18 protein-coding genes are annotated in these 24,128 nt (G+C 60.9%); 7 read left to right on the forward strand and 11 right to left on the reverse strand.

The annotated features are described in order from the left end of the window. The first annotated feature begins 29 nt into the window (after positions 1-29). Positions 30-647: a thiol-disulfide isomerase gene (locus tag C1896_21530; GenBank protein AZZ47286.1), complete on the forward strand. Its 618-nt coding sequence runs from the start codon at positions 30-32 to the stop codon at positions 645-647. Positions 648-663: 16 nt separating this feature from the next. Here C1896_21530 and C1896_21535 read toward each other — a convergent pair whose 3' ends face one another. From C1896_21535 to C1896_21570, 8 genes are all read right to left on the reverse strand, one after another. Beyond that, on the reverse strand, positions 664-1,566 hold the full coding sequence (locus C1896_21535; GenBank protein AZZ47287.1) for a putrescine ABC transporter permease PotI: 903 nt from the start codon (positions 1,564-1,566) through the stop codon (positions 664-666). Next, positions 1,563-2,459, reverse strand: coding sequence for a putrescine ABC transporter permease PotH (locus tag C1896_21540; GenBank protein AZZ47288.1), 897 nt, complete (start codon positions 2,457-2,459; stop codon positions 1,563-1,565). Before C1896_21540 ends, C1896_21535 begins: the two co-directional genes overlap by 4 nt. Then, a complete protein-coding gene (locus C1896_21545) occupies positions 2,456-3,607 on the reverse strand; it encodes a polyamine ABC transporter ATP-binding protein (GenBank protein AZZ47289.1) in 1,152 nt (383 codons plus the stop codon). The genes C1896_21540 and C1896_21545 overlap by 4 nt, the downstream gene beginning before the upstream one ends. 104 nt (positions 3,608-3,711) lie before the next feature. Next, a complete protein-coding gene (locus tag C1896_21550) occupies positions 3,712-4,797 on the reverse strand; it encodes a spermidine/putrescine ABC transporter substrate-binding protein PotF (GenBank protein AZZ47290.1) in 1,086 nt (361 codons plus the stop codon). A 227-nt stretch (positions 4,798-5,024) separates the two neighbouring features. Then, positions 5,025-6,122 carry a polyamine ABC transporter substrate-binding protein gene (locus tag C1896_21555; protein AZZ47291.1) on the reverse strand — a complete coding sequence of 366 codons (1,098 nt, stop codon included), beginning with the start codon at positions 6,120-6,122 and terminating at the stop codon, positions 5,025-5,027. 253 nt (positions 6,123-6,375) lie between these two features. Continuing rightward, complete coding sequence (locus C1896_21560; GenBank protein ID AZZ47292.1) at positions 6,376-7,734, reverse strand: aspartate aminotransferase family protein; 1,359 nt, start codon at positions 7,732-7,734, stop codon at positions 6,376-6,378. A 70-nt stretch (positions 7,735-7,804) separates the two neighbouring features. Further along, positions 7,805-9,163, reverse strand: coding sequence for a glutamine synthetase (locus tag C1896_21565; GenBank protein AZZ47293.1), 1,359 nt, complete (start codon positions 9,161-9,163; stop codon positions 7,805-7,807). A gap of 45 nt (positions 9,164-9,208) precedes the next feature. Further along, entirely contained in the window at positions 9,209-9,955 is a 747-nt protein-coding gene (locus C1896_21570; GenBank protein AZZ47294.1) for a gamma-glutamyl-gamma-aminobutyrate hydrolase, read from the reverse strand. A 251-nt stretch (positions 9,956-10,206) separates the two neighbouring features. On the opposite strand from C1896_21570, the gene C1896_21575 reads away from it, so the two are divergent. Next, a complete protein-coding gene (locus C1896_21575; GenBank protein ID AZZ47295.1) occupies positions 10,207-11,583 on the forward strand; it encodes a glutamine synthetase in 1,377 nt (458 codons plus the stop codon). 127 nt (positions 11,584-11,710) lie between these two features. Here C1896_21575 and C1896_21580 read toward each other — a convergent pair whose 3' ends face one another. Beyond that, on the reverse strand, positions 11,711-14,308 hold the full coding sequence (locus C1896_21580) for a hypothetical protein (GenBank protein ID AZZ47296.1): 2,598 nt from the start codon (positions 14,306-14,308) through the stop codon (positions 11,711-11,713). Positions 14,309-14,538: 230 nt separating this feature from the next. Between C1896_21580 and C1896_21585 the strand changes: the two genes are divergently transcribed. The 4 genes from C1896_21585 to C1896_21600 all read left to right on the forward strand — a co-directional run bounded on the left by C1896_21585 (position 14,539) and on the right by C1896_21600 (position 18,153). Then, entirely contained in the window at positions 14,539-15,189 is a 651-nt protein-coding gene (locus tag C1896_21585; protein AZZ47773.1) for a TetR family transcriptional regulator, read from the forward strand. 134 nt (positions 15,190-15,323) lie between these two features. Further along, on the forward strand, positions 15,324-16,202 hold the full coding sequence (gene aguB / locus C1896_21590; protein ID AZZ47297.1) for an N-carbamoylputrescine amidase: 879 nt from the start codon (positions 15,324-15,326) through the stop codon (positions 16,200-16,202). 134 nt (positions 16,203-16,336) lie between these two features. Beyond that, complete coding sequence (aguA, locus tag C1896_21595; GenBank protein AZZ47298.1) at positions 16,337-17,452, forward strand: agmatine deiminase; 1,116 nt, start codon at positions 16,337-16,339, stop codon at positions 17,450-17,452. Positions 17,453-17,475: 23 nt separating this feature from the next. Next, positions 17,476-18,153 carry a hypothetical protein gene (locus tag C1896_21600; GenBank protein ID AZZ47299.1) on the forward strand — a complete coding sequence of 226 codons (678 nt, stop codon included), beginning with the start codon at positions 17,476-17,478 and terminating at the stop codon, positions 18,151-18,153. A gap of 347 nt (positions 18,154-18,500) precedes the next feature. Here the strand turns inward: C1896_21600 and C1896_21605 are convergent, their stop codons facing one another. Both C1896_21605 and C1896_21610 read right to left on the reverse strand, forming a co-directional pair. Beyond that, positions 18,501-19,499 carry a diguanylate cyclase gene (locus C1896_21605; GenBank protein AZZ47300.1) on the reverse strand — a complete coding sequence of 333 codons (999 nt, stop codon included), beginning with the start codon at positions 19,497-19,499 and terminating at the stop codon, positions 18,501-18,503. A gap of 141 nt (positions 19,500-19,640) precedes the next feature. Further along, entirely contained in the window at positions 19,641-20,831 is a 1,191-nt protein-coding gene (locus C1896_21610; GenBank protein ID AZZ47301.1) for an acyl-CoA desaturase, read from the reverse strand. Positions 20,832-21,106: 275 nt separating this feature from the next. Here C1896_21610 and C1896_21615 point away from each other — a divergent pair, with 275 nt between their 5' ends. Further along, complete coding sequence (locus tag C1896_21615; protein ID AZZ47302.1) at positions 21,107-24,061, forward strand: PAS domain-containing sensor histidine kinase; 2,955 nt, start codon at positions 21,107-21,109, stop codon at positions 24,059-24,061. Positions 24,062-24,128 lie beyond the last annotated feature (67 nt).

Below are 24,128 nucleotides of genomic sequence, written 5' to 3' on the forward strand. Positions count from 1 at the left end.
AGCTGGCGCACCCATCCAAGAGTCCCATCATGTCCGTACGCAACAAGTATCTGATCGCAGCGCTCGTTGCCCTACTCTGGGGTGGCGCCATGCTGGCTGCCTTCTGGTGGTTCGAGGCGCGCTACCTGCGACCGTTCGAGAACGAGCGGGCCGAGCTGTTCTCCGGCGATCAGCTGGCATTGCCCGAGTCGCTGAGCGGCGCCGGGCCGGTTCGTGTGGTGCACTTCTGGGATCCGGCCTGCCCCTGCAATGCAGGCAACCAGCAGCACCTGGCCGAACTAATGCAACGCTTCGGTGGGCGGGGCGTCAGCTTTTATGCGCTGCAAAAGCCGGGCAGCCAGGGCCGCTTGCCGGAACAGCTGGCCGGTCTGCAGCCGCTCGCTGATCTGCCGGGAGCAAGCAGCCTGCCTGCCAGCCCGGCGGTTGGGATATGGGATCCGGATGGGCGACTGGTGTACATAGGCCCCTATAGCGAAGGGGCCGTGTGCAGCTCCGACAACAGCTTTATCGAGCCCATTCTCGAGGCGGTGCTGGCTGGCCGTCCGGTCAAGGCGACGCACTCGCTCGCGGTGGGTTGTTTCTGTGACTGGGCACCTTCGCCGGTCGCTGAGTCCTCAGCGAACCAGCGGTCAGCGGCTAATCGCTGACCGCCAGCAGCGCCGGTCAGCTGTGCGCCGAGGGTGGCGTCATTACCTTGCGACTGTCGATCACCTGACGCCAGGTCGGGTTGGCATTGGTGTCATCCATCGCCTGGCGCATCGCCCGCACACGGCGCTTCTCGGCGCGACGGCCGATGTACCAGGCAATGAAGGTCGCCAGCGACACCACCAGCAGGATCAAGCTGGCAACTGCGTTGATCTCAGGCTTCACACCGAGGCGCACCGCCGAGAAAATCTCCATTGGCAGCGTCGTTGCGCCTGGACCGGAGACGAAGCTGGCCAGGACCAGATCATCCAGCGACAGGGCGAACGAGAGCATGCCACCGGCCGCCAGTGACGGCGCGATCATCGGCATGGTGATCAGGAAAAACACCTTCCAGGGCCGTGCCCCGAGGTCCATCGCTGCTTCCTCGATGGACTGGTCAAGTTCGCGCAACCTCGCCATCACGACCACGGCGACATAGGCCGAGCAGAAGGTGGTATGGGCGATCCAGATGGTGACGATGCCGCGCTGGGCGGGCCAGCCGATCAGCTGCGCCATGGCCACGAACAAGAGCAGCAACGACAGGCCGGTGATCACTTCCGGCATCACCAGCGGCGCCGTGACCAGACCGCCAAACACGGCGCGCCCACGAAAGTTGGGTATCCGCGTCAGCACGAAGGCGGCCATGGTTCCCAGCGCAACCGCAGCAATGGCAGTGTAAAAGGCAATTTCCAGCGACCGCATGACCGCGCCCATCAGCTGGCTATTGTCCAGCAGCCCGGCGTACCACTTCAGCGACCAGCCGCCCCACACCGTGACCAGCCGGGACGCGTTGAACGAGTAGATGACCAGCAGCACCATCGGCAGGTAGATGAACAGCAGCCCGAGCACCAGGATCAGGTTGGAAAAGCTGTAACGCTTCATAGCTTGCCCTCCAGTTCCTTGGTTTGGTTGCGGTTGAACAGAATGATCGGTACCAACAGGATCGCCAACATCACCACCGCCAGTGCAGACGCTACCGGCCAGTCGCGGTTATTGAAGAACTCCTGCCACAGCACCTTGCCAATCATCAGCGTCTCTGGCCCGCCGAGCAGTTCGGGAATCACGAATTCGCCCACCACCGGAATGAATACCAGCATGCAGCCGGCGATAATGCCGTTCTTTGACAGCGGCACCGTGATTTTCCAGAAACTGGTCAAATTGCGAGCGCCCAAGTCGGACGCAGCCTCCAGCAGGCTGAGGTCATGCTTCACCAGGTTGGCGTAGAGCGGCAGGATCATGAACGGCAGGTAGGAATACACCACGCCGATGTAGACAGCGAGATCGGTGTTGAGGATACGCAGCGGCTCGTCGATCAGGCCCAGGCCCTGCAAAAGGCCGTTCAGAATGCCGTTGCTGCTGAGAATGCCCATCCAGGCGTAGACGCGGATCAGGATCGCAGTCCAGGTCGGCATCATGATCAACAGCAGCAGTACGGTCTGTAGATCCTTGCGCGCCCGGGCGATGGCGTAGGCCATGGGATAGCCGACCAGCAGGCAGATCAGCGTACTGAAAAAGGCAATCTTCAACGAGCCGGCGTAAGCAGCCCAATAGAGGTCGTCTTCACTGAGGAAGATGTAGTTGCCGAGGTTGATGATGACCTGCAGCTGCTGTTCGGCGTAGGCGAAAACCTCGGTATAGGGAGGAATCGCCACATCGGCTTCGGCGAAGCTGATCTTCAGTACGATCACGAACGGCAGAAGGAAGAACAGCGCCAGCCATACGAAGGGTACGCCGATGACCAGTCGACGCCCCGGGTTCAGACGGGAGCGGCTCATGCCTGCAACACCACGCCGCTGTCGTCCCACCAGTAGACAAACACTTCCTCCTCCCAGGTCGGCAGCTTCACGTGTCGCTCGGCGTTGGCCATGAATGCCTGCAGGATGCCGCCGGATGGCATCTGGATGTAATAGACCGAATGACCGCCCAGGTAGGCGATGTCATAGACCACACCCTTGGACCAGTTATAGCCAGGCCGTTGCAGCTCAGGCAGTTCGGTGCCGATCAGCAGCTTTTCGGGGCGAATTGCATAGGTGATCTGCTTGTCCTGGGCGCGAGTGCTGATGCCGTGACCGACGTAGATCGGGTTTTCCAGGCCAGGGCAGGCGATAACGGCATGGTCTTCCATGTCCTCGACCAACTCGCCGTCGAAGAGGTTGACGTTGCCGATGAACTCGCAGACCAAGCGGCTCGCCGGGGTCTCGTAGATGTCCATCGGGCTGCCGACCTGAGCGATCCAGCCGAGGTGCATGATGGCGATGCGCTCGGCCATGGTCATGGCCTCTTCCTGGTCGTGGGTGACCATCACGCAGGTTACGCCGACGCGCTCGATGATCTGCACCAGCTCCAGCTGCATCTGCGAGCGCAGTTTCTTGTCCAGCGCGCCCATCGGTTCATCCAGCAGCAACAGCTTGGGTCGCTTGGCCAGGGATCGGGCCAAGGCAACACGCTGACGCTGGCCGCCAGAGAGCTGATGCGGCTTGCGCTTGGCGTACTGGCTCATCTGCACCAGACTGAGCATTTCATCGACGCGCGTCTTTACCTCATCTTTCGACAGGCCATCCTGCTTCAGGCCGAAGGCGATGTTCTGCTCGACACTCATGTGCGGGAACAATGCGTAGGACTGGAACATCATGTTGATGGGCCGCTCGTAGGGCGGCATATCGGTTATGTCCTGGCCGTCGAGAAAGATCCGTCCTTCAGTGGGCCGCTCGAAGCCTGCCAGCATGCGCAGCAAAGTGGACTTGCCCGAGCCCGATCCTCCAAGCAGGGCAAAGATTTCGCCTTGGTGAATGCTCAACGAGACATCATCGACCGCCACCGTTTCGTCGAATTTCTTGGTGACGCGGTCGATCTTCAGCAGCACCTGCTTGTTCTGGCTCTCACCGGTGAGGGCCTTTTTGTAGGCGCTGGAGGCAACGGCCATGCGCAAACTCCCGATTGGAATAATGGACCCGGACGGCGCCGGGAAATGACACGCTGTAATGCAAGACGGAAGACCAGCAATGGCTCCCGCCTTGCCCGGTGTTGCTATTGGCCGGACTTCACCTTGGTCCAGGTGCGGGTCATCAGGCGGTTGATCTTCTGCGGCAGCTCTGCGGAGACGTACAGGCGATCCAGCACAGCTTGCGGCGGATAGACCGACGGATCGTTACGCACCTCCTGGTCCATCAGTTCACCCGCCTTGATGTTGGGATTGGCATAGCCAACATAATCACTGACCGATGCGATCACCTGGGGGTCGAGCAGGTAATTGATGAAGGCATGGGCTTCGTCGACATTCTGTGCGTCGGCCGGAATGGCCAGCATGTCGAACCAGAGATTGCCGCCTTCTTTGGGAATGGCGTAGGCAATGTCGATGCCTTTACCGGCTTCGTCGGCGCGCGCGGCCGCCTGGAAAATGTCCCCTGAGAACCCGGCGGCGATGCAGATGTTGCCGTTGGCCAAGTCCGATATGTATTTGGATGAATGGAAATAACGGACGTACGGGCGAATTTCGAGCAACTTCGCCTCAGCTTTCGCGTAGTCGTCCGGATCGGTGCTGTTGGGATCCAGGCCCAGGTAGTTGAGCATCGCCGGGATCATCTCATCAGGCGAGTCGAGCAAGGCAATGCCGCAGCCGGCAAGCTTCTTGGCGTTCTCCGGCTCGAACAGAACGGCCCACGAATCTACCTTCTCGATACCCAGCGCAGCGGTGACCTTTTCAACGTTGTACCCGATGCCATTGGTGCCCCAGAGATAGGGCGCGGCGTAGGCATTGCCCGGATCGTTCTTCTCGAGCTGCTTGAGCAGTGCGGGATCCAGGTGTTCCCAGTTGGGCAGCTTTCCCTTGTCCAGTTTCTGGAAAGCGCCAGCGCGAATCTGTTTGCCGAGGAAATGGTTGGAAGGCACCACCACGTCATAGCCGGTACGACCAGCGAGCAGTTTGCCTTCGAGGGTTTCGTTTGAATCGAAGACGTCATAGACCGGCTTGATACCGGTCTTCTCTTCGAATTCTTCCAGCGTTGTTTCGCCGATGTAATCGGACCAGTTGTAGATATGCACCGTGGCAGCCTGAGCGGATGCAGCACCGCTGACCGCAGCGGCTATAAGAAGCGACTTCAATGTCGAGCGCATGAGAGTGTCCTCTTAGTGCAGACCGCGCGATCAGTGGCGAAAGGCGGGCTATTTATTGGAAAAACCTCTAAAAATCAACTGGCGCGTTGTAAATGGCGAGACGGTCAGGCTCAAAGGGTGCGCTACAGCCAGACCGCAAGCCAGAATTGCAAATCTGAACTGGCCCTTTCGAGACACTGATGAGTGCCTCGCGCAGGCCCGCAAGCAGACCTGGCGAGGCGGCTGGATCAACGACCGGATTTGATCTTGGTCCAGCTGCGGGTCATGGTGCGCTGGGTCTTCGGATCAAGGTCCGGGAAGGTGTAGAGCTTTTGCAGCACGGCCTGGCTCGGGTAGACGCCCGGGTCGGTACGAATTGCTTCATCCACCAGCGGGGTGGCAGCAGCGTTGCCGTTGGGGAACTGCACATAGTTGGTGATGGAGGCCATCACCTCAGGCTTCATCAGGTAATTGAGGAAGACATGGGCGTTGTCGACGTTGTTCGCATCAGCCGGAATCGCCAGCATGTCGAAGAAAGTGCCTGCGCCTTCCTTGGGAATGTTGTAGTTGACCTTGACCGTATTGCCGGCTTCTTCGGCACGCGCCTTGGCCTGGTAGATGTCACCGGAGTAGCCGATGGCGACGCAAACGTTGCCGTTGGCCAAGTCCGAGATGTACTTCGAGGAATGGAAATAGGCCACGTTCGGACGGATCTGCATGAACAGCTCTTCCGCCTTCTTCAGCTCGTCCTTGTTGGTGGTGTCAGGCTTGTAGCCCAGGTAATGCAGCGCAGCGGGAAGGATTTCGGTGGGAGAATCGAGGAAGGAAACGCCGCAGGATTTCAGCTTTTCCATGTTTTCCGGCTTGAACACCAGGTCCCAGGAATCAACCGGTGCGTCTTCGCCCAACGCGGCCTTGACCTTCTCCGGGTTGTAGCCGATGCCGATGGTGCCCCACATGTAAGGCACTGCGTACTGGTTGCCCGGATCGCTCGGCTGCAACGCCTTGAGCAGGTCCTTGTCGAGGTTTTCCCAGTTCGGCAGCTTGCTCTTGTCGAGCTTCTGGAACACGCCCGCCTTGATCTGCTTGGCCAGGAAGGGGTTGGACGGTACGACTACGTCATAGCCGGAGCTGCCCGCCAGCAGCTTGGCCTCCAGCACTTCGTTGCTGTCGAACACGTCGTAGACGACCTTGATCCCGGTTTCCTTAGTGAAGTTCTCCAAGGTGTCTTCGGCGATATAGTCGGACCAGTTATAGACGTGCAGCACCTTGTCTTCGGCCTGCGCAGCGCCGGCGACCGCGCCAGCCAACGTCATCGCAAGTAGGGTCTTGGCAAAGGGTTTCATCCGTGCAGCTCCTGTTGTAGTCATATGTTGGGCTGTGGACAGGTCACACAGGGCGGCGGCGACGCCTACCCCGTTGTGCCTGGTGCAGCTAATGGCTGTGCCGGCATCGACACACCCTCGGTAAGTCAGGCCAAAGCACGCGCGCAGTCTGGCAAGGTCAATGGCTGTTTTTCAACCGCTTGCGTGCGCTTCGCTTGCATACTTTTCCAGTCGATCCTTGGTGCCGGTAGCATCCCGCCGGCGCCCTGTACACTCAACCCCGCGCATCTTTCAGCGTTGCGTCCAGGCACAGCCGAACTTTGCCGATCAGCTCGTCGATCTGCTCTTCGTTGATCACCAGCGGTGGCGAAATGATCATGGTGTCACCGACTGCGCGCATCACCAGACCGTTGCGGAAGCAATGCTCCCGACAGAGCATGCCCACGCCAGGGTCAGCGAAGCGCTCACGGGTCTTCTTGTTTTTCACCAGTTCCAGCGCGCCAAGCATGCCGACACCACGGGCCTCACCAACCAGCGGGTGCTCGACCAACTCATGCCAGCGAGACTGCAAATAAGGTGCCGTCTTGTTCTTGACCCGCTCGACGATCTTCTCCTCGCGCAGAATACGGATGTTCTCCAGCGCTACCGCAGCCGCTACCGGGTGTCCCGAATAGGTGAAGCCGTGATAGAACTCGCCCCCTTCGTTGAGGGTGTGCACCACTTCGTCGCGTACCACTACGCCGCCCATGGGCAGATAGCCGGATGTCAGGCCCTTGGCGATTGGCATCAGGTCCGGCGCGTTGCCGTAGTAGTCGCTGCCGAACCACTCGCCGGTTCGCCCGAAGCCGCAGATGACTTCGTCGGCAATAAACAGGATCTCGTAGCGGGCGAGTATCTCGCGGATTTTCGGCCAGTAGCTGTCCGGCGGAATGATCACCCCGCCGGCGCCCTGGATCGGTTCGGCGATAAAGGCGGCCACCTTGTCTTCGCCAACTTCGAGGATCTTCTGTTCCAGTTGCTCAGCCATGCGAACGCCGAACTCTTCCGGATCGAGGTCGCCGCCTTCGCCAAACCAGTAGGGTTGGTCGATATGCTCGATACCAGGGATCGGACCATCGCCTTGCTCGTGCATGGCCTTCATACCGCCGAGGCTGGCGCCGGCAATGGTTGATCCGTGGTAGCCGTTCCAGCGGCCGATCACCACTTTCTTCTGCGGCTGCCCTTTGATCGCCCAATAGTGGCGCACCATGCGCAGCACGGTGTCGTTAGCTTCCGAGCCGGAGCCGGTGAAGAACACATGGTTCATGCCTTCCGGCGCGATCTCGGAGATGGCTTTGGCCAAGGCCAGCGCGGGCGGGTGGGCAGTCTGGAAAAAGAGGTTGTAGTACGGCAGCTCACGCATCTGCCGAGTGGCCGCTTCGACCAATTCTTCGCGGCCGTAGCCGAGGTTGACGCACCAGAGCCCGGCCATGGCATCGAGGATCTTGTGGCCTTCGCTGTCCCAGAGGTAGACGCCCTCACCCCGCGTAATGATGCGCGTGCCCTTGGCATTGAGCGCTTTGAAGTCGGTGAACGGCGGAAGGTGATGGTCGCGGCTCAGGGCTTGCCATTGCAGGGTTTGCGAATCGCTCATCAATCACCTCTTGATAATGGTTGCTTGGCCCGGTGGATGAACAGAGCGTCATCCACCCTACGGCTGTTCGTTACACCGAGAGCATCAGGAATTCCCGCTCCCAGGAACTGATGACGCGGTGGTAGTTTTCCTGCTCGGCGCGCTTGACCGCGATGTAGCCGGTGATGAACTTGGGGCTCAGGTACTTCTCCAGCGGTCGGCAGTTCTCCATTCGTTCCAGTGCCGCTTCCAGCGTCAGCGGCAGGCGCAGATTGCGGCGCTCATAGCCGCGACCCTTGACGGGCTGGCTTGGCGGCAGCTCCTCGACCATGCCGATGTAGCCGCACAGCAGGCTGGCGGCGATGGCCAGATAAGGGTTGGCGTCGGCGCCCGGCAGGCGGTTCTCGACGCGACGGTTCTGCGGATCGGAATCCGGCACTCGCAGGCCGACGGTACGGTTCTCCTCGCCCCATTCGACGTTGACCGGTGCCGAGGTGTCGGGCAGGAAGCGGCGGAACGAATTGACGTTCGGCGCGAACAGCGGAAGCAGTTCGGGAATGTATTTCTGCAGGCCGCCGACGTGGTACAGGAACAGCTGGCTCATGGTGCCGTCGCTGTTAGAAAAGATGTTGCGCCCGGTTTCGAGGTCCACGACGCTCTGGTGCAGGTGCATGGCACTGCCCGGCTCGCCCGTCATGGGCTTGGCCATGAAGGTGGCGGCGACGTTGTGCTTGAGCGCGGCCTCGCGCATGGTGCGTTTGAACACCAGAATCTGATCGGCCAGATGCAGCGCCTCGCCATGACGGAAGTTGATTTCCATCTGCGCGGTGCCTTCCTCGTGGATCAGGGTATCCAGGTCCAGCCCTTGGGCCTCGCACCAGTCGTACATGTCCTCGAACAGCGGGTCGAACTCGTTGGCCGCGTCGATGGAGAACGACTGCCGGCCCGTCTCCTGCCGACCCGAGCGGCCGATAGGCGGCTGGAACGGCAGGTCCGGGTCTTCGCAGCGCTTGGTCAGGTAGAACTCCATCTCCGGTGCAACGATGGGCTGCCAGCCTTTATCGGCGTACATCTTCAGCACACGCTTCAAGATATTGCGCGGCGAGATTTCGATGGGGTTGCCCATCTTGTCGTAGGTGTCGTGGATCACCTGGGCGGTGGGCTCGATGGCCCAGGGCACCAGGAACACCGCGTCCGGGTCGGGCCGGCAGAACATGTCGATATCGGCGGGATCGAGCAGCTCGTAATAGATATCGTCCTCTACATAATCGCCAGTCACGGTCTGCAGCAATACGCTTTCCGGCAGGCGCATGCCTTTTTCGTCGAGGAACTTGTTGGTGGGTGAGATCTTGCCGCGGGCGATGCCCGTTAGGTCGCTGATCAGGCACTCCACCTCGGTGATCTTGCGTTCTTTCAGCCAGCCGGTGAGCTGGTCGAGCTTGCTGGACATATCGACCTCAGAAATAAATGAAACGAGCGCCGGGCCGGCCCGCGCTCAGCGCCGTCCTGCGCGTTCCTGGCAGGCGCGGGCAAAGCCCTCGAACAACGCCAGGTAATAAGGATGCTCTTGCACCTTCCATTCCGGATGCCACTGCACGCCGAGGGCAAAGCTTCGCGCACCCTCGACGGAAAACGCCTCGATCAGCCCATCGGGTGCCAGCGCCTCGATGCGCAAGCCCTCGCCGAGCCGCTCGACGCCCTGCCCGTGCACCGAATTGACTTCAATCTGCGCGGGTAACCCGAGCCTCTGCAGCAACCCACCTGGTTGGACGTGCAACGGATGACTTAGACCGTACTGCACCTCGACTGGATCCTCGGCGCGCTCACGGTGATCAGCATAAGGCCCGGCCTCGTGAACCTTCTGGTGCAGGCTGCCGCCAAAAGCGACGTTCATTTCCTGAAACCCGCGGCAGACGCCGAATACTGGAACACCCGCATCCACCGCCGCACGAATAAGCGGCAGCGTCAGTTGATCACGTAATGGGTCATGGGCGGTGCCCTCGGTGCTGGCCGGGCCGCCATAATGGTGCGGTTCGACGTTGGACGGTGAGCCGGTAAAGAGCAGGCCGTCTACGCTATCCAGTAATGCAGCTGGGTCGATCAGATCGCCGAGTGCCGGGATGACCAGCGGCATGCCGGCTTCAGCCGCCGCGCGCAGGTACTTGTCGCCGGCGATATGGAAACTGTGGTGGCCGATCTGCCTGGTACAGGCGGAAACGCCGATCAATGGCACGCGAGGCATGGGATACTCGTCTTTCCAGATGGGGCTCTTCGGAGAGTAGTCTTGTTCGTTTTTATAGACAATAGCCGAGGGTTACCGCTTCGCAAAGCCATGTCAGCGTTTAGGGATCGTTCTCCAGACTGCCCCGAAAACGCCCACTGTGGGCCTCGAAGAGGCATTTCGGGGCACTATTGACAGCAGCAGGGCTTTTCGATTGACTCCAAGACAAGCTGTTTGATGATTGAAATTTTTAACAATTAAGGTGCTTCATCATGCTTCCGCCGCCGCGTGCCGTTCAGCTCAACGAAGCGAACGCATTTCTAAAGGAACACCCGGAGGTCCAGTACGTCGACCTGCTGATCGCAGACATGAACGGTGTCGTCCGGGGCAAGCGCATCGAGCGCGCCAGCCTGCACAAAGTGTATGAAAAAGGCATCAACCTGCCGGCCTCGCTGTTCGCCCTCGACATCAATGGCATCACCGTGGAGAGCTCCGGCCTCGGAATGGACATTGGTGACTCCGACAGGACCTGTTTCCCCATTCCCAACACGCTCAGCAACGAGCCTTGGCAGAAACGCCCCACCGCCCAGCTGTTGATGACCATGCACGAGCGTGACGGCTCGCCATTCTTCGCCGATCCACGGGAAGTGCTGCGTCAGGTAGTGAGCAAGTTCGATGAACTGGGCCTGACCATCTGCGCCGCGTTCGAGCTGGAGTTCTACCTGATAGACCAGGAAAACGTGAACGGTCGTCCGCAACCGCCGCGCTCGCCTATCTCAGGCAAACGCCCCCACTCCACCCAGGTCTACCTGATCGACGATCTGGACGAGTACGTCGACTGTCTGCAGGACGTGCTCGAAGGCGCCAAGGAACAGGGCATACCCGCCGATGCCATCGTCAAGGAAAGCGCCCCGGCGCAGTTCGAGGTCAACCTTCATCACGTCGCCGACCCGATCAAGGCTTGCGACTACGCCGTGTTGCTCAAGCGGTTGATCAAGAACATCGCTTACGACCATGAAATGGATACGACCTTCATGGCCAAGCCCTACCCGGGCCAGGCCGGCAACGGGCTACACGTGCATATCTCGCTGCTGGACAAGAACGGCAACAATATTTTCGCCACCAGCAATCCGCTGGAAAGCGAAACGCTGCGCCACGCCATCGGCGGCATCCAGCAGACCATGGCCGCCTCGATGGCTTTCCTCTGCCCCAACGTGAACTCCTATCGCCGCTTCGGTGCCCAGTTCTATGTACCGAACGCACCCTGCTGGGGCCTGGACAACCGCACCGTGGCGCTGCGCGTGCCAACCGACAGCCCCGATGCCGTGCGCATCGAGCACCGGGTTGCCGGCGCAGACGCCAACCCCTATCTGCTGCTCGCCAGCGTGCTAGCAGGCATTCACCATGGTCTGACCAACAAGATCGCGCCGGACGAGCCGATCGAGGGCAATTCCTACGAGCAGGTCGAGCCGAGCCTGCCCTCCAACCTGCGCGATGCGCTGCGCGAGCTGGACGACAGCGAGATCATGGCGCGCTACATCAGCCCGCAGTACACCGACATTTTCGTGGCCTGCAAGGAAAGCGAGCTGGAAGAATTCGAACACTCGATCTCCGACCTCGAATACAACTGGTACCTGCACACCGTCTGATACCACGCCCCGCACCATCGCATGCGGGGCTCTCAGCCGCTCATGGAAGCGCTGCGGTGATCGGAAAACCCCGCTGCCATCTGCACCGACATCAGTAAAAATCTAACCGGCCCAACCTAACGCAAGGTCACGCGCCACGATTTTCGGTCAACGGAGATCGCTCACGGGGACGCCCGAGTCCTGGCAGTTGCCCGATGGCGTAGCCTAAGGCGCTGAGGTTGTAGGGTTTGGTCACGACCGGAACCTGATCGAAGCGCTCCGGGATTGCGGTACGGGCGCCATAACCGGTGGCGAACAGGAAAGGGTGCTGCTCGGCTTCAAGCTCGGCGGCAATACCCAGGCTGGTTTCCCCGGCCAGATTGACGTCCAGCACTACCAGATCGAACGGATCGAGCCGCAAAGCGCGCCGCGCATCGACCAGCGAGCCGGCGATTTCCACCTGGACGCCGGCGTCTTCGAGCATGGTTTGCGCGTCGAGGGCAATCATCATGCTGTCTTCGACCAGCAACAACCTGAGACCGGCGATGGGGCTTGCCGGGCGTGCCTTGACCAGGTCCGTCTGAGGTTGCTCGGTGCCCAGCGATACATGCTGAGGTGGAATGCGGAAACGGGCGAACAGCCCTTCCGGTCGGAACTCCACCCGCGCGTCCCCTTGCAGTTCGAAGGGAACGGTGCGCTCGGTGACGATGCTTCCGAAGCCGCGTCGAGTCGGTGGCTTCACCTCTGGCCCGCCGCTTTCATTCCACTCCAGCTCCAGCCCCCGGCCCTCCATAAGCTGCCAACTTACAGTCAGCTGGCCCTCGGGCACGCTCAGCGCGCCGTATTTTGCGGCGTTGGTCATCAGCTCGTGAAGCACCAGCGCCAGGGTTTGATAGCCCCGCACATCCAGCGTTACCGCGCGACCGGCGAAGTGGATGCGCTCGTCCAGTTCGTCGCGGCCGTTCCAAGCTCGGGCTTCGGATTCGAGCAACGCACGCAGTTGCGTCGAGGCGCCAGCAGGTGCGTTGATCTGATCGTGCGCGCTGGCGAGTGCCTGGATGCGTCGCTCTACCTCTTGGGTGAATTCCTCCACCGAGGTCGCCTGTTGAGCACTCTGACGCGTGGTAGCGAGCACCAGGCTGAGGACGTTCTTGACCCGATGATTGAGTTCGGCAATCAGCAGAGACTGGCTGTCTTGCGCCTGTTGACGTTCTGAAGCGATCAATTCAGTGCGACGAAGAATGACTTCCAGCAAGGCCACCCGAAGGGTTTCGGCGACTCGCAGCTCACTGGCAGTCCAAGGACGCGCATGGCCACGCACGGTCTCTCGCCAGGCCTCGAAGCTGCTGCGCGGATTGAGCGTTCCGCGAACAGGATCCCGCTGCACGGCTTTGTCAGGATTGCCGCCCCAGGTGACGGTCTGGATAACTTCGCGGCGGAAGAACAACAGATAATCCTGCGCGACCCTCGAAATGGGGATGGCGAGCACACCACTGGCGTGATCAGCGAAGCTGGCGGCGGGCGCGAAGTGCTCCGCGAGCGATGAGGTTGCGTAGATGCGATCCAAAGGTTTCTGCCCGAGAAAGGCGATCAGTTTCCCAACCGCTTCGTCCGGTGGCAGCACGCCCTCGCCGTTGAGGCGACCGTTCGACCAGACCGCCACGCCATCGCACGCAATCATGCTGTGCAGCATGCCCGCGTAGCGGTTCAGGTCTTCGAATACGGTATCGCGAGGGGACATCGCCTCCAATAGCTGATCGTGCGCATGCTGCGCGTCGGTCACCCGCTGCTGTTCCTGCTGTTGCTCACGCACATCGATCTGCAGCGAAAGCATCTGGCCGAACAGCTCGGCTGCCGAGCAGAGGGCGCCGCTCAGGTAGTGCGGCTCACTGTGATGGCAGGCGATCAGCCCCCACAGTTGGTCACCGCGCATCAGGCTGACCGTGAGCGTGGCGCGCACATTCATATTGCGCAGGTACTGAACATGCACAGGCGACACGCTGCGCAGCGCCGCCAATCCCAGGTCCAAGGGTAGTCCTTCCGGACTGCGGCCCGGCAGAACCGGCACCGGTTGATAGTTGACGTCCGGGATCAGCCTGAGTGGCTGACGCCGATACAGTTCGCGCGCCTGTGCAGGAATATCGGTCGCCGGATAGCGAAGTCCCAGATAGGAATCGCTGCCGTACCGCACCGCCTCGGCCACCACCTCACCCGACTCGTCTGGCAGAAAACGATAGATCATCACCCGGTCGTAACCGGTAACGGCGCGCACTTGCTGCGCCGCGAGCGTCAGTAGCCGCTGCACAGTGGGCGCCCGACGCAACCGACCGGCCAGCCCTCGCAATAGCGTCACGCCGTTTGCGCCTGCCCCCATCACGCTCGGCGCTGCTTCGATCACGGCCAGGCCGTCGACCATATGCACCGTCATGTCGTAGCGATGCGCGCTGTCATCAAGCGCGAGGCAGTCCAGCCGCTCGGCGGAGCCAGACAGCATCGCAGTCTGCAATTGATTGCGTACGGAGTGGACCGTTTCGATCGGAAAGACGGAATCAAGCGGCCGGCCCAACAGCGACTGCGGGTCGACGTCGGCTAAAAAGCTCGAGGTGTTCGCCGAAACGTGCGCGATGGTCCAATCCGGCAGGGTGCAGCCTAGTAGCAGGCCGTGTGGTTGGATGGTCCCCGGAATGTGGATGGGCTCTTGGGCACAATCAACCGGGGCGACGGACAGATGGAACTCGGTCGTCAATGCGAAACTTCTCCTGCAGCTGCTGAGGGCCAGGCCCAACAGAGACCCGTTCAGAAAGCTAAGACATGCATCGGCGGCATTCGCTCAAAAGAACCGCCCGACGTAGCAACAGGCCGTCGGACCGTGATCGCTCGAGGCTAGCTCATTGAAGGAACAGCCCCGCATCGGGCCAGACGACGAAGCGAAACTGACGATTGCTTCATACCGCGTCATGGCTTCCAATGCCGTCCATGACCAAGCCCGATGATCAAAAGGCTGTCCCCGGACGGCGACCACGCGCCAGCAGCCAGGCACGCATCGCCCAGATTCTCGCCGCCGCACGCGAGCTGCTGGCCGGACAGGGCGTGGCCGGCCTTTCCATCTACAGCGTGGCGGAACACGCCAGAATCCCGCCTTCCTCCGTCTATCACTTTTTCGCCAGCGTGCCGGCGCTGCTCAATGCCTTGACCGCTGATGTGCATGCCGCCTTCCGGGCAAGCCTCGCCGAGCCGGTGGATCACGACCGCCTGGGCTGTTGGCGCGACCTGTCCCGGCTTGTCGAACAGCGCATGCTGGCCATCTATCAGCACGACGCAGCCGCCCGGCAGCTGATTCTCGCGCAGCACGGGCTAAGCGAAGTGACCCAAGCCGACCACCAGCACGACATCGAACTCGCTGGGTTGATGCAGGTCCTTTTTGAAAGGCATTTCGAACTCCCGACGTTGCCCGGAGATGTCGATGTATTTGCCTTGGCACTGGAGCTGGGAGACCGGGTCTACGCGCGATCGGTGCATCTGCACGGCAGCATCACGCCGCGCATGGCAGAAGAAGGTATGCGCGTATTCGATGCCTACCTGGCACTCTATCTGCCGCCCTATTTGCCAAAGCGCGCCCAGATCTAGCCGATAGATATCGGTTTTTATTCAAGTCTCAAGGGCAGAAGCTGACAGAATGCGCTTTCAATACAGATAATTATCGAATAGATTTTGCAGCGCCCCACAGGGCCGCCCTTACGCCAGCATCCGCGAGGTTTTCCATGTCCCGTATCGTTTCTGTCGCCGCCACCCAGATGGCCTGTTCCTGGGATCGCGAAGCGAACATCGCCAACGCTGAGAAACTGGTCCGCGAGGCAGCCGCCAAGGGCGCACAAGTCATCCTGATTCAGGAGCTCTTCGAGACTCCGTATTTCTGCCAGAAGCCGAACCCGGAATATCTGCAACTGGCCACTTCGGTGGAAGACAACCCGGCCGTACAGCATTTCCAGAAAGTCGCGGCTGAGCTGCAAGTAGTCCTGCCGGTGAGCTTCTTCGAGCTTTCGGGGCGGGCGCGCTTCAACTCGATCGCCATCATCGATGCTGACGGCAAGGTACTGGGCGTCTACCGCAAGAGTCATATCCCGGACGGCCCCGGCTACCACGAGAAGTACTACTTCAACCCGGGCGATACCGGTTTCAAAGTTTGGAACACCCGCTACGCCAAGATCGGCGTGGCCATCTGCTGGGACCAGTGGTTCCCCGAAACTGCGCGCAGCATGGCGCTGATGGGTGCCGAACTGCTGTTCTACCCAACAGCCATCGGCAGCGAGCCGCACGATTCGAGCATCACCTCGCGCGACCACTGGCAGCGCGTACAACAGGGCCATGCCGGTGCCAACCTGATGCCGCTGATTGCCAGCAACCGCATCGGCCGCGAAGAGCAGGACGGCTACGACATCACCTTCTATGGTTCCTCGTTCATTGCCGATCAGTTCGGCGCGAAGGTCGAAGAAATGGACGAGACCAGCGAAGGCGTGCTGGTACATGAGTTCGACCTCGATCAGCTCGAACACATTCGCAGCGCCTGGGGCGTGTTCCGTGATCGCCGGCCGAACCTGTACAGCCCGATCAAGACGCTGGATGGATCGCTGGAGTCCTGAACCGCCTTTTATCGGCAATCGACGCAGCCGCACTCCTTTTGTTGCGGCTGAATCGCGCTTCACGTGGTCAGATAACCGCTAACTGATAAAAGCCGAACGCATTGCAGATTGTTGTCTTTTCCACAGGTAAAACGATGACCACCCTGACCACCACCCCGCGTGCCGACGATTACCACATGCCTGCCGAATGGGCGCCGCACAGCCAGACCTGGATGGTATGGCCGCAGCGGCCCGACAATTGGCGCGAACAGGCCACACCGGCGCAGGCTGCGTTCACTGCTGTAGCCAAGGCCATCGCGCGTTTCGAGCCCGTTACCGTAGGCGTCACCGCCGCGCACTACCAGACGGCCCGTGCGCAACTGGACGATCCGCGGATCCGCGTGGTGGAAATCAGCAGCGATGACGCCTGGGTACGCGATACCGGCCCAACCTTCGTGATCAATGGTAAGGGCGGCCTACGTGGCGTGGATTGGACCTTCAACGCCTGGGGCGGCCTCGACGGCGGGCTGTACAGCGAATGGCAGCGCGACGATGAGGTGGCGCAGAAGATCCTCGAAATCGAACGCTGCGATCGCTACCGCACCGAAGGTTTTGTGTTGGAAGGGGGCTCGATCCATGTCGATGGCGAAGGCACGCTGATCACCACCGAAGAGTGCCTGCTCAATCGCAACCGTAATCCGCACCTGTCACGCGAAGAAATCGAGCGGGTACTGTCCGACTACCTGGCGATCGACAAGGTCATCTGGCTGCCGCACGGCCTGTTCAACGATGAAACCGACGGCCACGTGGATAACTTTTGCTGCTTCGTCCGCCCAGGGGAAGTGCTACTCGCCTGGACGGACGACCTCGACAACCCCAACTACGAACGCTGCCAAGCCGCGATGCAGGTGCTGGAGGCGGCGACGGACGCCTGGGACCGTCAGCTGATCGTGCACAAGATGCCGATACCGGGGCCCCTGCATGCCACCGAAGAGGAGTGCGCTGGCGTGGTCCCGCTGGTTGGCAGCCAGCCGCGCGATCCATCGATTCGCCTGGCCGGCAGCTATGTGAACTTCCTGATCGTCAACGGCGGCATCATCGCGCCCTCCTTTGACGATCCGCTCGACGCCGAAGCCGAAGCTATCCTCAGCCGGCTATTTCCGCAGCATCAGGTGGTCATGGTGCCGGGTCGCGAAATCCTGCTTGGCGGTGGCAACATCCACTGCATCACTCAACAACAGCCCGCTGCATCGAGCCGCGCCTCGGCGTAGCGATTACGGCAGGAGTCGCCGCCATGCGTTTCGGAGCCATTCTGCTGGGTGTGCTGATGGCGTCGTCCGCACAGGCTATCGAGGCCTATTCGTGCCGCAACGGGTTCTTCCCGGCGTTTGCCGGTCAGGTGCGTCACGCCGAAGTAACCGCCGGTGCGGGCGAACAGGTTCACTTCAGGAACGATGCCCCCGGCTGCCCGGACAAAGCGTCCTGCCTGCAGAACGCCTATCTCGTGGATGGCGACAGGCTTCTGGTTGGCAAACAGGCGGACGACTGGGCCTGCGTCTGGTACTTCGCCGAGACACGTGAGTTCGTCGGCTGGCTGCCGACGCGCAACCTCGACGTTGAAGCCTCGGCACCCATACCCACTCTCAACGATTGGATCGGCCGCTGGGTGCCGATTGCAGGTGGCAACAGCATCGTCATCACCCATCCCTCGCCTGCCGGCCCGCTTGCCATAGAAGGCGAGGCCATTTGGCAAGGGGGGCTCAACAGGCTCGGCGAGCGGGTCGTGCACGTTGGCGCCTTCGCTGGCAAGGCACAGCCCACGGGCGATCTATTGAAGGTGGTCGAGGGCAGTGGTGAGTACGAGTGCAGCGTTACCATGCAATACGTTACCGGCAATCTGGTCGTCACCGACAACAGTCATTGTGGCGGGATGAACGTGCGTTTCGACGATGTTTACCGCAAGGCACCCTAAAACCTACGTGCACCTTCGCGTGCTTGAAGCGCAGCCATTTTGATCTAGAGTTCAGACCGTGCGGCCAACACCGCGACCGCCCGTTCTAATCGCGTGCCCACCTCACAGGAAACACGCGGTTGTGCTGATGCCTGGATGCAGCCGCGTTTGACAAAGCCTTCAACGCCGGCGCAGGTGAGGCGAAGACCGAATGGGCAGCCATCCCAGCGTCTGAACGCCAGGCCAAATGCGATGAGTTCAAGCAAGAAATGGAAGCGTTAGGCCAGCAGTTCACGCTATGACAGCGTTCGCGACCGGCGGGACGAACCAGCGGCCGCGGCGAGGATTTCCGCCCTTCGAATAGCGAATCAGGCGACGATCACCTGATTCTTGCCCAGACGCTTGGCGGTATACATGGCGGCATCGGCACGGGCGAACATCGCGCTGAGGTCCGGATCGCTGGCTGTCAGATAGGTCACGCCCAGGCTGATGGTGACGCCAAAGCGCTGCCCGTCCGGGCTGGTGAACACCAGCCGCTGGATCTCGCGCTGCAAGCGTTCGGCAATCTGCTCGGCGAGATCGGGCTGGCACCCCGGCAGTAGCAAGGCGAATTCCTCGCCGCCGATTCGGCCGAACAGATCACCTCGACGCAGTACCGACGATCCGCACTGAGCCACGCGCTGCAGTACTTGATCGCCCATCTGGTGCCCGTAGGTGTCGTTGATGCGCTTGAAGTCATCGATGTCCAGTAGCTGGAAGGCCATCGGCGTGGCGTATTGCCGGGCGAGATCGAATTCGCGCTGGGCACATTCGAAAAAGTACCGCCGGTTGCTGCTCTGGGTCAGAACGTCGATCGTGGCCAGACGCTGCAGCTCGCCCTCGAGCTGCTTCTTTTCGGTGATGTCTTCTGCGATCCCGACGATGATCGGCCCGTGCAAACTGTCCGCACTGCGCGCAATGAAGCATTTGTCACTCAGCCAGCGCAGCTGCCCATCCGTGCGAATGATGCGGTACTCACGTTCTTCGACTGCGCCTTTCTCGAGCACTTCGAGCATGCTCTGCTGGGCGTACTCCAGATCGTCCGGGTAGATGCTGTTGCGCCATTCGCCAAAGTCCGACAGCAGCAAGGCGGCCGAGCGGCCAAAAATCTGCTCATAGGCCGGGCTGACGTAGATCATCTGCTGGGCCTGCCAATCGAATGCCCAAAGCACCGCATTGACAGCACCCATCAGCGTGCTGAACAAATGCTCGCGCTCACTCAGGCGCTCGACTTCGGCACGCGCATGCATCAATGCCAAAAGGGTTTGCGCCTCGGTCGGCGGAAGAATCCCGACACCCGTTTCGCTTCGCTGCTTCACCAGATTCATACCTGCTTCCAAAACATGGCGTCAGGCACCGACGGAGACCCGCTGGATAACTGTCGCAAGAGCACCAGAATGCAGTTCAGAGAGTGGCGAGCAAGCAAAGTTCCGGGCGCCGTGCGTGCCGCAGGTCGCGCCGATCAGAGGTCAGGCATGGGCGACAGCCGGCCTCAGCGAATAGGTGCGCAGGTGCTCGGCAAACTCACGCAATGACTGAATCCCGCTGGCCTCTGCTTCCTGCACCCACTGCTTGATCGCGGCCAGCATGTCGTGCCCGTTGGCACTGGTGCGGGTCCATATCTGCTGCAGCGCCAGGCGCTGTTCGTAGATCACCCGCAACGACTGGCTCTGCTCCAGGATCACCTCGATGTGCGCCTGCTGATCCTGCTGCAGCAGGCTCGGCTCGCGCGACAGCAACCGCTTGGCGCGGCGGAATTGATGGCGCACAGAGGCATCGGCGCGCTGCAGTTCCAGCTGGACCAGCGGCTTGATCACCAGCTTGCGGTACTGCGCCATGATCTGGAAACGGTTGTTGAGGATAGCCATGGCGCTGTCCATGTCCAGCTGATGCTTGGCGTTGACGCGGTGGGCGATGGGCGCGGTGCGGTTCACCTTGGCCAGGCCAAACAGGCTGAACAGCTTGATCCAGGCCCAGCCCATGTCGAACTCCCACTTGCGAACCGAGAGCTTGGCCGAGTTCGGGTAGGTGTGATGATTGTTATGTAGCTCCTCGCCGCCGATGAGTATGCCCCACGGCACCAGGTTGGTGGCGGCATCCCGGCATTCGAAGTTGCGGTAACCCACCGCATGGCCCAGTCCGTTGACCACGCCGGCGGCCCACACCGGTATCCAGATCATCTGCACCGCCCAGACGGTCAGGCCGATCACACCGAACAGCGCCAGATCGATGCCGAGCATCAAGATGATGCCGAGGTTGGGAAAGCGTGAATACAGGTTGCGCTCGATCCAGTCGTCCGGGCAGTTCTTGCCATAGATGCGCAAGGTTTCTTCGTTCTTGGATTCTTCCTTGTACAGCTCGGCACCACGGCGCAACACGGTGCTCAGACCCTTTTGCACGGGGCTGTGCGGATCATCGGGCGTTTCGCACTTGGCGTGGTGCTTGCGATGGATGGCAGTCCATTCACGGGTATTCATTGCCGTGGTCAGCCACAGCCAGAAGCGGAAGAAATGCTTGAGCACAACGTTCAGCTCGAGCGAGCGGTGCGCGGAATAACGGTGTAGATAGACGGTGACCGCAACGATGGTGACATGGGTCAGCAGCAAGATGGCTGCAACCACCTGCCAGGCGGAAAGATCAAGAAAACCGGTGTACCACATAGTGTCGCTGCCTCGCGGTGTAAAAAGCCGATCCGCAGCCGCGGACCTGATTGCATTATCCACCCTGCCTGGCTGGCTGAGCCGCCGCCTGTCGTTCGGCGCGTCTTTTTCGTTTCAGGGTCTAACAGAACAGCCTTCACGGCCGATATACAGGGGAGCAAAGGACGGCGCTTTCGAGATAGCATATAGCTATCACTTTTCTTTCGTCCGCCTCGGACGTTCTGCCCTACGCAGAGCCGCGCGAGGCGGTGCCGATGATTGCCCCGAACAGAGCCATGAGCCCCCTTCCCCATCCCATCAGTCCTCGATGGTTACTCGGCGTCGGCAGCCTGCTGCTGGCCTTGCTGTTCGGCGGCCTGGCCTTCAACGGCTTTCAGGCTAGGGATACCGTCTGGTCGTTGCAGACCGAGCAACAGGGCGAGCTGCAGGCCATGGCCTTGCGCAGTGCCCAACAGAGTCTGGAAAAACAGGCCCGGTTGATAGCCCGGACGCTCAGCGCCAGCCCCGAAACCTTGCGCCTGGTACGCCAAGCGGACCGGGCCATCAAAGCAGGAGCTCAGTGGCATGGCCCGCGCATGACGCGCATACGTCAGCAACTGACCCAGTCGTTGATGCCAACTTGGACGGCGATGCAGGGCCACGGTGCCCGTCAGTTACAGATCTTCTGGGGCGACGCCGGGATCGCCCTGTTGCGCATGCAGGATCTGGACGCCTTTGGTGATGCGGTGGCCGACCGCAGGCCGTTGCTCTACAAAGCGCTTTCCCAGGGCCAGACCGTCTCTGGCCTGGACATTGGCCAACACAGCGCCGGCAACCGCGCGATCGTACCGATACGCGCCAGCAGCAGCCTCGAAAGCGAAGTAATCGGCGCCCTGGAGGTGGGGTTCGACATTCTTCCGGATCTAACCGAACTCGGCGATCAGCTGAATGCCGGGCTGGGTCTGCTGGTCAACCGAGCCGAACTGGAGGCCGTGCTCTGGACGCGCCCGGTCGGTGTTCAGCTCAAGGGACTCGGCGGTTGGCTGCTGGATGCCTATTCGGCGCCGCAGATCCTGCAATGGGCCCAACAGCAATCACTCCCGGCACCCGAAGCGGGACAAGCGCTGCGCATGCTTGAGTCGAACGGCCGCAGCTTTCTGCTCAATCAGATACCGCTGCATGACGTCAGGGCTGAATACAGTCCCGGTCGCCTGCCCATGGCGGTTGCGCTCGTCTGGCGCGATATCACGCTGGCGCTTCGTGAGCAGCAGCAGGCCGAACGCCGTCTGCTATTGAAATGGGGCCTGGCGTGGCTTATTGCCGAGGCCCTGCTGCTCATGCTGGTTTTTATGCTGCACCGGCGTGGCATCGTGCAACGTCTTCACCAGATTCGTTCGACACAGCAGGAACGTGCCCGCCGGCGCCTGCTCGAACGTGGTCAAAAAATCACCAGCCTGCTGCCGGGCATGGTCTACCAGCTGAAGCGCTCCGGGGACGGGAGCTACAGTTTTCTCTATGCCAGTGAAGGTTCCCGCGAGCTGTACGGGATCAGCCCGGAACAGCTGGTTGATAACGCAAACATTGCCTTTGCCGCCATTCATGCCCCTGACCGCCCCACTCTCAAAGCGGCGATTGAACGCTCGGCAGCCACTTTGGGCAGCGGTGCTACCCGCTATCGCATTAAACATCCGAACAAAGGACTGATCTGGGTCGAAGTGCGCGCAAACGCCGAGCGCCTGCGTGATGGGTCCGTCCTATGGCACGGCTTCATTGCCGACATCACCCCGCTGATGAGCGCGACCCTCGCGCTGCGTGAGAGTGAAAGCCGCTTCCGCAGCATGGTCAGCAACTTGCCGGGCGTGGTCTACCGCCGCGGCGTCGATACCGAACGCACGTTCAGCTATCTGAGTGACGGCATCGAGCGTCTGACAGGCTACCCCGCGAGCGACTTCCTGGCGCCGGGCACACGCCAGTACAGCAGCCTGATCCACCCTGATGACCGCGCGAGTCTTGAGGACGACGGCGCGGACCCGTTCGAGCGCACCTACCGACTGATCAACGCACGCGGCGAAACACTCTGGGTTCAAGAGAACCGCCGTGCGCTGCGCGACGCTGAAGGGCGGTTGCAGTGGTACGACGGCTTCATCGGCGACGTGACCGCCCGCGCATTGGCCGAGCGTGAAGCCCATGAGCGCGAGAGCTACGTGCGCCTGCTGATCGCCAACGTCATCGACGCGATCATCATCATTAACCAGCGCGGCTTGATCGAGACCTTCAACCACGCCGCCGAACGCATCTTTGGTTATAGCGAGGAGGAAGTGCTTGGGCGCAACCTGTCCATTCTCATGCCCGAGCCCCATCGCGCAGCCCATGATGGTCACCTACAGGACTACGAAAGACGCGGGGAAGGCCGCAGCTTGGAACAGAATCGCGAATTGCAGGCGGTGCGCCGCAATGGCGAACTGTTCACTATTGAACTGCGTGTTTCGGAAATTAGTCACCGCGGGGAACGCAAGTTCATCGGTCTGGTGCGCGACATTACCGAACGCAAGCGAGTCGATCGGATGAAGAGCGAGTTCGTCTCTATTGTCAGCCATGAACTGCGCACACCGCTGACTTCGATTTCCGGCGCACTGGGCCTGCTACTCGGTGGCGCAGTTGGCGAGGTTCCGCCGGCCATGAGACAGATGCTCGACATCGCCCAACAGAACAGCCAGCGCCTCGGATTACTCATCGGCGACCTGTTGGATATGGAAAAGCTGATAGCCGGGCACATGACTTTTCAACTGCAGCCCCAGCCTCTGGCTCCGCTGTTGGAAGACGCACTGCGCTCGAACCAGGCCTATGCCGAACAGCTCGGCGTCCGTATCGAGCTGGGCGAGCAAGCCGTGGCAACCGTGACAGTGGACGCGCACCGTCTGCAGCAGGTCCTGGCGAACCTGCTCTCCAATGCGGCGAAATTCTCCCCAGCTGGTGCAGTCGTAACCTTAAGCAGCCAGCGGCGCGGCGATAACATTCGCGTAAGCGTTGACGACGTCGGCCCCGGCGTCCCACTGGGCTTTCGGCAGCGGATTTTCCAGAAGTTTTCCCAGGCCGACTCTTCCGATACACGCCAGAAAGGCGGTACCGGCCTCGGCCTGGCCATCAGCAAAGAGTTGATCGAGCGCATGAACGGTTGCATCGGTTTCGACTCGGAGCTGGAACAGGGGGCGTGCTTCTGGTTCGAACTGCCTGTGCAAGAACCCGGTTAGCCGACTATTTTTCTAGTGTGCCGAGTCAGCCGACGAGCAAGCTGGCAAACTGTTCATTTCCGAGCGC

The organism is Pseudomonadaceae bacterium SI-3, from assembly GCA_004010935.1.
Lineage (GTDB): Bacteria > Pseudomonadota > Gammaproteobacteria > Pseudomonadales > Pseudomonadaceae > Stutzerimonas.